This is a genomic window from Arthrobacter sp. Cr_A7, from assembly GCF_029222765.1.
Taxonomy (GTDB): Bacteria; Actinomycetota; Actinomycetes; order Actinomycetales; family Micrococcaceae; genus Arthrobacter.
On the sequence record NZ_JARHXQ010000229.1, the window covers coordinates 1 to 7,444 of the forward strand.

Below are 7,444 nucleotides of genomic sequence, written 5' to 3' on the forward strand. Positions count from 1 at the left end.
GCGGCAATCCAGCGGTTTCCGGTCCTTCCTGCGCCCGCGGTTCCACAATGAAGGGACAGGTTTTTCGTACCCTGGGAGGGTGTGATGAGAAGGTCCCGCGGTCTGTTTCCCGCATTGATTCTGGTTGGTGTTGCGGTTGCCGGATGCGGCCCGCAGGCAGGGCAGCCCACGGTCACCACGCCGGCAGCGACGAGCACTGCCCCCAGTCCGTCCGCCACTGCCGCGCCGCCGTCTGCCTCGCCGTCGGCCGTGCAGACGGCCACCGCAACGGCCACCGCGGAACCTACAGCCACCACCACAGCCACCAAGGCGGCCTGGAAGACATTCACGACGGCGGACGGGCAGCTGGCCTTTGACCTTCCGTCCGCGTGGAGCGTGCGGGACCCGGCCGGGGAGCTGCCCGAAGGCGGCGGGGCTTTCGCCGAGGTGACCAACGAAGCGGGCCGGCCACTGGCTACGCTGCGGACCAACATGGCCACGGGATCCACCTGCATGGAGAAGTACCCCTTCTCCGAGTTTGAGTCGCAGCAGATGCCGGCGCTGGCCCAGAACGGGGATGTGCCCCGGTACGTCTTTGAAACCCGCGGCGACGCCACCGCTCCCGGCCCGGCCGATACCCCGGCTGCCGCTTACGGCATCACCACAGTTGAGGCTCCCACCGGCGACACTGCCTGCCCCATCTTCCATTTCTTCACATGGCCGCCCACCGCTGCCATGTTCGGTGCCTTCTACAACCCGGACAACAACAGGACCCCCGGCAGCGAGTCCTTGCCGTACCTGGAACAGGCCCGGAAGTACATGGACACCACCGAATACCAGAACATCCGGCGGATGATCACCTCGCTCCGGCCGGCCGGCTAAACGGCCTGGTATTCCGCCATCCGGGCCGCCAGCCACAACGAATCACTGACATGAACTATTACAGCCCGGCGGCGCAGGAAAGAGCCCTGGATGCCGCATACGACGCAGTGGAGAAAGTCCTCGACGGAATGTTCGCCCCGTTGAGCCGGCACGCGATGAACGCACGCTGGAACCAGGCCTGCGAGGCCATGGCCAAGTACCTGGAAGCAAAGGACAGCGGCGAAGAGTAGGGCCCGGGCCGGGCCCTACCCGGCCGGACGTGCTTCGAACTTTTCCCGGGTCAGGAACACCAGCCGCGCTTCCTTTTCGGCCAGCTGGACCGTGGGACCGGCCTCAAACCCGAACCCCACGAAGCGCCCGATCGCCTTGCTGTTCCTAGCGTCCGGCTCCGCCACCACCCGGTCCTTGGCCGGATCCGAGAACAGGAACCGGACCAGGCCGGACAGCAGGGTGGGCGTGAAGTTGGGGACCGGGCGTGCGGCCGGGGCCAGCAGCAGGTGCAGGCCGGCGTCCCCTACCCGTGCCGGGTAGGCCTCCGCCACCGGATCTTCCAGGGGCTCATAGGTCTGGAAGATGCCGGCCGGCTGGCCGTCCACCGTCATCAGGTATCCGTGGTGCGTGTCCAGGCTGTCCAGGAACAGGTAGATGTCCCGCACTTCGTCCCGGTCCAGTCCGTTCATTCCCCAGAACCGGGCCCGTTCCTCCCGCACCCAGCCATGGATCAGGTCCGCGTCTTCCTCCGGCGCCAGGCGGAGCAGCCGCAGCCGGCCCAGCTCCGGAAGGTCCTCCTCGTAAACAGCCTCCCGGTCGGCGTACGGAAGGGCGGTGTCAGTTCTGGTCATGGTTCTCCTTCGTGAGCTGGTCCCAGTCGGTGATGACGGGGAGAAGTTCGCCGGCGGCCCACAGCGGCATCTGGCTGAGGAAGTTGTTATCGGCGGGGTTGCCGGACGCACCGAACGGCACGATCCACCGGCTTTTCGCCCGGTCCGAAAGGTCCCACACGTAGCGGGCCACCGGTCCGCGGAAGGAGGCATCCGTGACGCCCGGCAGGCTTTCCGTGCACAGCACGCAGCCCGTGTCCCCGGACAGGACGGTGGGCGGAACGGCGGGCGCAGCGGCACCCGTCGCCGGGTAGTCCGCCACCGCATGCAGCGGCAGCACGGTGTGGGTTTCTCCCCAGGCAGCGGACGACGGCGCCGCTGCCGCCACCTCGAGCGCCTGGCCCACCGCGGCAGGGACGTCAATGCCGAAGGCGGCCCCTGTGGCGAGGATGGTTTCGAGCGCGAAGCCCACCCTTGCCACCGGGTTCAGCCACGGCGCGAACAGGGGAGAGTGCCCGGCGGGCGCGGCGAGCGGTGCCAGCAGGGGATCCCCGGTCAGGCCCACTACCAGCGCTGACCGCCACGCCGCAAAGGATGCTGCGTCCGTGCTGCCGGCATGCATCTGTCCGTCCCAGCCCAGCAGCCGCTCCCGCAGTTCCGCCGCGGCGGCGGACAGGGGCAACGCGGGGTCACTTCCGGCCGCATTTCGGCGTTGGATTGGGCGCGGAGTGACCCCGCGTTGCTTGGTGGTGCTGCGATCCAGATCCAGGTCCACCAGCACTTGGCGCAGCGCAGGCCAGGATCCGAGCCGGCAGTCCATATGGATGCGCTGCATGTCGTCAGCGGTGAGTCCAGGAGCAGTGCTGATCCCGGTGTCACTGCTGAGCCCGGTGCCGGCCTGTTCTTCGAGCAGCTGCCGGATGCGGCGTGCCCGGTGGGCAGGGGCGAATTCCAGGCCGGTCAGGTCCCCGCCGCCGGAGGCACGGTCGTTGGCGTTCACCGCCAGACTGTCCACGCGGGACGCCGGCAGGTCCACCCAGTCCCCGTGCCACTGGTGGTCCGGGGATTCCGCCGGAACAGGCCGGACCCGGTTCTCCGGGTTGCGCACCGGAACCTTGCCGGCCACCAGCTGCCGGACATCGCCGCCGGAATCTGCGGCCAGGACGCAATTGACCGGCTCCACCCATGCTTCCAGGGCAGCCTCAATGTCACCGGCGGAACGGCTCCGCAACAGCGGCAGGAGGGCCTCGAAACCCAGCCGACCCGCAGCCCTGGACGGTGTCCGCAGGCTCAGCGCGGCGCCGTCGGGCCCGCCGGAAATGACCGGCCCGCGCTGTGTTTCGATGATGTCCACGGTCTCGGCGGATGCGCCGCGCACCAGGATCTTTTCCTGATGGTTCGCGGGCACCGGCTCCCAGCCGTCCGGCCCGAGGGCCAGCAGGGCCCCTCCGTCCCGGCGCAGCCGCTCGCTGTAGAGGTCCTGGTAGTCGGCCATCGCATTGGTGACCGCCCACGCCGCGGACCCCGTGTGGCCGAAGTGCGGCAGCCCGGGCACGCCGGGAAAAGCCAGCCCGACGACGTCGAACTCCGGGCAGGCGAGCCGCACCTGCTGGTAGACGCCCGGCAGCTCCATGAGCCGGTGCGGGTCCCCGGCAACCAGGGGCGAACCCGTGGCGGTCAGGCCTCCGGCAACAGCCCACGCGTTGCTGCCGGCCCACACGGGCGCCTCAATGCTGAACAGCCCCACCGCATCCGGGCCGAGGGCCTTGGCCACCTGGTCCCGCCAGAGCTTGTTGGGAAAGGTGCTGAACAGGATGTGGTGGACCAGGAAAACACCCAGCGGAGTCCACCGCTTCCAGGCGGCGGGCGCCGTGCGGGTGTCCCGGAACTCGCGGGCGTCCCGGCGGCCGGAGCGAAGGGCATCATTGACGCCGTCCACGTAAGCCGTGCACCACCGCTGCGTGGCCGGGTCCAGGTTCTCGAAGCAGCGGCGTGCCGTGTCATCGATGCGGGCCTGGCGCGCAAACCGGTCCCACGGCAGTCCTTCGGAACCCAGCTGTTCGGCGGTCCGGCCCTCCGCCCGCCAGCGCTCCATCTCGATCTGCCAGGACCGGTCCGCCGCGGCGTTCTGCCCCTGCAAAAACGCCAGCTCATCAGCCGAGCCGGCGCGCAGGTGGGGAATGCCCCAGGGGTCGCGGAAGGTCTCAGCGGGCATGGGATCGCGGAGCCGGGGAGGTGGTGGGCACGTAAATTCCTTCTTCTTAGGTAAGCCTAAGTAAGGGTACGTGGCCGGTTCCAGCTTGCCCAAAACGCGGGGCGCAACAAAGCGGAGGGAGGACTCCGCGGTCAGGAGCCGGAAGGGTCCTCTTCGCTGTCGATCTCCGCCATCATTTCTGCCGCGTCCTGGTTGCCGCCGGCCGCCAGGCGCCGCAGTTCGTCCAGGTCGTTCCTTTCAGCGGCCAGCTCCAACAGCTGGTCGGCCGCATCCCGGCTTCCGGAGGCTGCCAGGCTGCGGAGCTCGGCCATGTCCCCGCGTTCGGCGGCCTGCTCGATCAGCTCATCGACGGCATCGGAATCACCGCGGGCGGCGCGTTGCCTCAGCAGCTCAAGCTCCGGATCGGACATGATGCGCCTTTCATGAGGAGTGTCAGTTCCCAGTATGGCCCTGGATTCCCGGGTTACGGTTCCCCGGCACTGGTTCCCGGGGTCAGCTGCGGACCGGCCCTGTTGATTCCCGGTAGATCACTTTCATGGGCGGAAGCGCCAGGGGGTTGGCGGGTGGCTGTTCCCCGCGGATCCGGGCCGTCAGCTCGGCCATGCTGCGGGCACCGAGAGCTTCAAGGTCCATGTGCACCGTGGACAGGGACGGTATGTGGAACTTCGATTCCGGAGTGTCGTCCCAGCCAAACACGCTGACATGGCCCGGGACGGAAATGCCCCGATCGTGCAATGCACGGATGACGCCGATGGCCATCTCGTCGTTCGCCGCCAGCACTGCGGTGACGTCCGTTGCGGCAGCCACCTCGAGTCCAGCCTCGTAACCGGAGGGGGCCGACCAGTCACCTGCGGTGATGCCCAGGGAGTTGAGTCCCAGTGCCCTGACGGTGTCCTCGTACACCGCCCGGCGGTTGTGCGCCGAAGGCCAGCCGGCAGGACCTGCCACGTGGAAAAAGTTGCGGTGCCCCAGCGACGCCAGGTGTTCCACGATGCCGGCCGCGGCTGTGCCGTCGGCGATGCTGCCGAGCGCGCGCATCTGGTTGTCGTATTCGCCGGCCACCACCAGTGGAACACGGGAGGCGTGGCCGGCAGCGGCGGCCTGCGGCTGGGGAACGAAGGAAAGGATGCCGGCAATGTCGTCGCCCGCGAGGAGGGTGTGCAGCTGACGGCTGCGTGCTTCTTCTGTTCCCTCCATGGCCACCACGTCCACCCGGTAGCCGGCGGCATGGGCTGCTGCAGCGGCACCGTTGAGCATCCTTGCGGGGAAGTACAGGGACGCCTCGGGGACCACGACCACCACCCGGTACAGCTCCCGCGACCGCAGCGAGCGGGCAGCCAGGTTGGGGGTGTAGCTCAGTTCGGCGAGGGCCTTTTCCACCCGTTCCAGGGTGCTCGGCTTGAGCGCGTTTTTGTCCTTCAGGTAGCGGGACACAGTCTGGTGGGAAACACCGGCCAGCGCCGCGACGTCGTAAATCGTCGCCGCCTTGGGCCTGTCCCGGCCAACTGCCTCCTGCGCCATTTGCTTCCTGCATCATCTATGGCGGCTCGCCGCTGCATTCCGGCGGCCGCGCCGTTCCGACGGACGGATCCGGGCTCCAGCCTAATCCCTCACGCGGAACAGGATCAGTAGAGGAAGATGTCGATCCACGCGCGGTTGTGGGCGTGGATCAGCACCAGGAACAGCACGAAGTCGAACAGCAGGTGCACGCTGACGATGTAGGAGAGGGACTTCGTCACCGTGAACAGCCGGGCCTGGAGCAGGGCGAACGGGAAGATGAAGAACGGCGCCCACGCATGGAAGCCGAGTTCCCACAGGAAGGATGTGAAGAGCACGGCCTGCAGCAGGTTGGCCTGCCAGTCGGGGAGGTGCCGGCGGAAGAGTGTGAAAGCCGTGCAGATGAAGAACAGCTCATCCCAGATGCCCAGCACGTTGGTGCCGAGGAAGAGCCTGGCTATCCCGTCCACGTCACTGACGGCGGGCCAGTTGTTATAGACGCCGGTGCGGATCATGTAGACCGGCATCAGGGCGTACCCGATCACCAGGACGGCGGGCAGGTACCACTTCTCGGCGCGGGTCCATGGCTGCCCGCTCCTGATGGGGAAACGGATGGCATGGTCCCTGGTGATGAAGCGCGACACGGCATACGGGATGCCCACGGCCAGGATCATCGCCGTTCCCATCACCGCCATGTGCTCGGTGCTGATGTCCGTGGTGATGGGGACCAGGCTCATGGCGGTCAGCCCCACCGCGATCAGCGCCAGGTCGATCAGGAGGCGCCTGTTAATGAAGCCCGCCAGGCCAAGGGCCACCGCCAGGAGGAGGAATCCGGAGAGCCGGTCCTCCCGCACAAAGAGCAGGAACCCAGACGCCGATACAAGGGCTGCGGGGATGACGGCCAGGGCCGTGCGGGCCGGTTTCCCTGCTTCCGGCCCCAGAAGATCGGCTTGCGCCGGTGATTGCTGCCTCATCACGTCCCTATGCTTGCAGTGGCGCTTCCGGTGTGATGCCAGTTTACTTGCGGCCCGGAAGCGAAACGAGGGCGTGACACCCCGTCACCACAGCAGCGTAAGGTCCAGGTCCACCGCAGGCCGGGAGCCGGTCCAGGCCTGCAGGATCCCGCTCAGCTCATGTTCGTGGCCGGCCAGCCCCAGCCGGGCGGTGTCCGACGGCGCCGGTTCATGATGGTGCCCCTCCTCGGGAGTTCCGTGCGAGCACTCCGAACACATTAGGCGCATCCCGGACCAGTCATCCAGGCCCAGTCCCCGCTGTTCCAGCTGGTCGGACAGCTCCTGGAGGTCGTCCGTGGTGGCTCCGGTAACCCTGGCTTCCCAGGTGGGCAGGCCCGAGTCCTCGAGCCGTTTGAGCTGGTCGAACACGGCGACGTCCTGTCCGCCGAGCCGGCGGAATCCCTTCGGCTCGCCATCGTGCAGGAGGACATCCCTGCACCTGTGCCCGGATTCCGGGAGCGGGACATTCGCGATGACGGCATGGGCCGGGCTACGCCGCCAGCACCAGACCACCTCGGCGGCTCCAGCCGACGGCGGGACCTGGTGGGGGAGGGACGGCTGGTCCGGGTTCAGCCGGATGGGCACCATGCCAAAATTTTCGTCGATGGGTTCAAAGCCGCTTTCCAGGCCCTGGACGCCGTAGGCCGTCCATGCCCGCCGGGCGGTTGCCCAGTCGCCCAGCGCCGTGGCCGCAATGCCCAGGTTCCACGCTGCCGGATTAACGCCGTCGAACTCCTCAGCGTCCCGCGACGAAAAAAGCTCAACTGCACGCGCATTGCGTTCCAGGCTCTGCGCCCACTCACCCTGTGCCTTTGAGAGGAGTCCGGCATGGAACCAGGCGTCGAAGGAATCCGGGGCCAGCCGGAGCATCTCGGAGGCAAGCTGCGCTGCCCTCTTCGCATCCCCAGCCTCATCCGCAGCTGTCCAGTCAGACCACACCTCCGTGGGTCCGCGCCGGCTGCCGAATCCAGTCCATCTGCTTGCCGTCACCCGTCCAGTATGCGGCCCGCCCCTTGCGGGCACCATGGCGGATTAAA

Annotated in this window: 8 protein-coding genes; 2 read left to right on the forward strand and 6 right to left on the reverse strand. The window is 67.8% G+C overall.

The genetic code is table 11. From position 1 onward, the window contains the following. The first annotated feature begins 84 nt into the window (after positions 1 to 84). The gene (locus P2Q66_RS13680) at positions 85 to 861 is read left to right on the forward strand and encodes a hypothetical protein (RefSeq protein ID WP_275728929.1); all 777 of its coding nucleotides are present in this window, start codon (positions 85 to 87) and stop codon (positions 859 to 861) included. Positions 862 to 911: 50 nt separating this feature from the next. After that, a complete protein-coding gene (locus P2Q66_RS13685) occupies positions 912 to 1,091 on the forward strand; it encodes a hypothetical protein (protein ID WP_079595056.1) in 180 nt (59 codons plus the stop codon). 15 nt (positions 1,092 to 1,106) lie between these two features. On the opposite strand, the gene P2Q66_RS13690 is transcribed toward P2Q66_RS13685, so the two are convergent. The 6 genes from P2Q66_RS13690 to P2Q66_RS13715 form a co-directional block, all read right to left on the reverse strand. After that, a complete protein-coding gene (locus P2Q66_RS13690) occupies positions 1,107 to 1,703 on the reverse strand; it encodes a GNAT family N-acetyltransferase (RefSeq protein ID WP_275728932.1) in 597 nt (198 codons plus the stop codon). Further along, positions 1,690 to 3,897 (reverse strand): penicillin acylase family protein, encoded by a 2,208-nt coding sequence (locus P2Q66_RS13695; protein WP_275728935.1) that lies wholly within the window; start codon positions 3,895 to 3,897, stop codon positions 1,690 to 1,692. The genes P2Q66_RS13690 and P2Q66_RS13695 overlap by 14 nt, the downstream gene beginning before the upstream one ends. A 131-nt stretch (positions 3,898 to 4,028) precedes the next feature. Further along, positions 4,029 to 4,307 carry a hypothetical protein gene (locus P2Q66_RS13700; protein ID WP_275728937.1) on the reverse strand — a complete coding sequence of 93 codons (279 nt, stop codon included), beginning with the start codon at positions 4,305 to 4,307 and terminating at the stop codon, positions 4,029 to 4,031. A gap of 82 nt (positions 4,308 to 4,389) precedes the next feature. Beyond that, on the reverse strand, positions 4,390 to 5,418 hold the full coding sequence (locus tag P2Q66_RS13705; protein ID WP_275728939.1) for a LacI family DNA-binding transcriptional regulator: 1,029 nt from the start codon (positions 5,416 to 5,418) through the stop codon (positions 4,390 to 4,392). 104 nt (positions 5,419 to 5,522) lie between these two features. Then, positions 5,523 to 6,368, reverse strand: a complete 846-nt coding sequence (locus P2Q66_RS13710; protein ID WP_275728943.1) for a CPBP family glutamic-type intramembrane protease — start codon at positions 6,366 to 6,368, stop codon at positions 5,523 to 5,525. Positions 6,369 to 6,452: 84 nt separating this feature from the next. Continuing rightward, the gene (locus P2Q66_RS13715; protein ID WP_275728941.1) at positions 6,453 to 7,397 is read right to left on the reverse strand and encodes a tetratricopeptide repeat protein; all 945 of its coding nucleotides are present in this window, start codon (positions 7,395 to 7,397) and stop codon (positions 6,453 to 6,455) included. Positions 7,398 to 7,444: the final 47 nt, after the last annotated feature.

Coding starts and splice junctions, on each gene's coding strand:
- P2Q66_RS13685 (WP_079595056.1), top strand. CDS start 912: ATGAACTATTACAGCCCGGCGGCGCAGGAAAGAGCCCTGGATGCCGCA.
- P2Q66_RS13705 (WP_275728939.1), bottom strand. CDS start 5,418: ATGGCGCAGGAGGCAGTTGGCCGGGACAGGCCCAAGGCGGCGACGATT.
- P2Q66_RS13695 (WP_275728935.1), bottom strand. CDS start 3,897: ATGCCCGCTGAGACCTTCCGCGACCCCTGGGGCATTCCCCACCTGCGC.
- P2Q66_RS13700 (WP_275728937.1), bottom strand. CDS start 4,307: ATGTCCGATCCGGAGCTTGAGCTGCTGAGGCAACGCGCCGCCCGCGGT.
- P2Q66_RS13680 (WP_275728929.1), top strand. CDS start 85: ATGAGAAGGTCCCGCGGTCTGTTTCCCGCATTGATTCTGGTTGGTGTT.
- P2Q66_RS13690 (WP_275728932.1), bottom strand. CDS start 1,703: ATGACCAGAACTGACACCGCCCTTCCGTACGCCGACCGGGAGGCTGTT.
- P2Q66_RS13710 (WP_275728943.1), bottom strand. CDS start 6,368: ATGAGGCAGCAATCACCGGCGCAAGCCGATCTTCTGGGGCCGGAAGCA.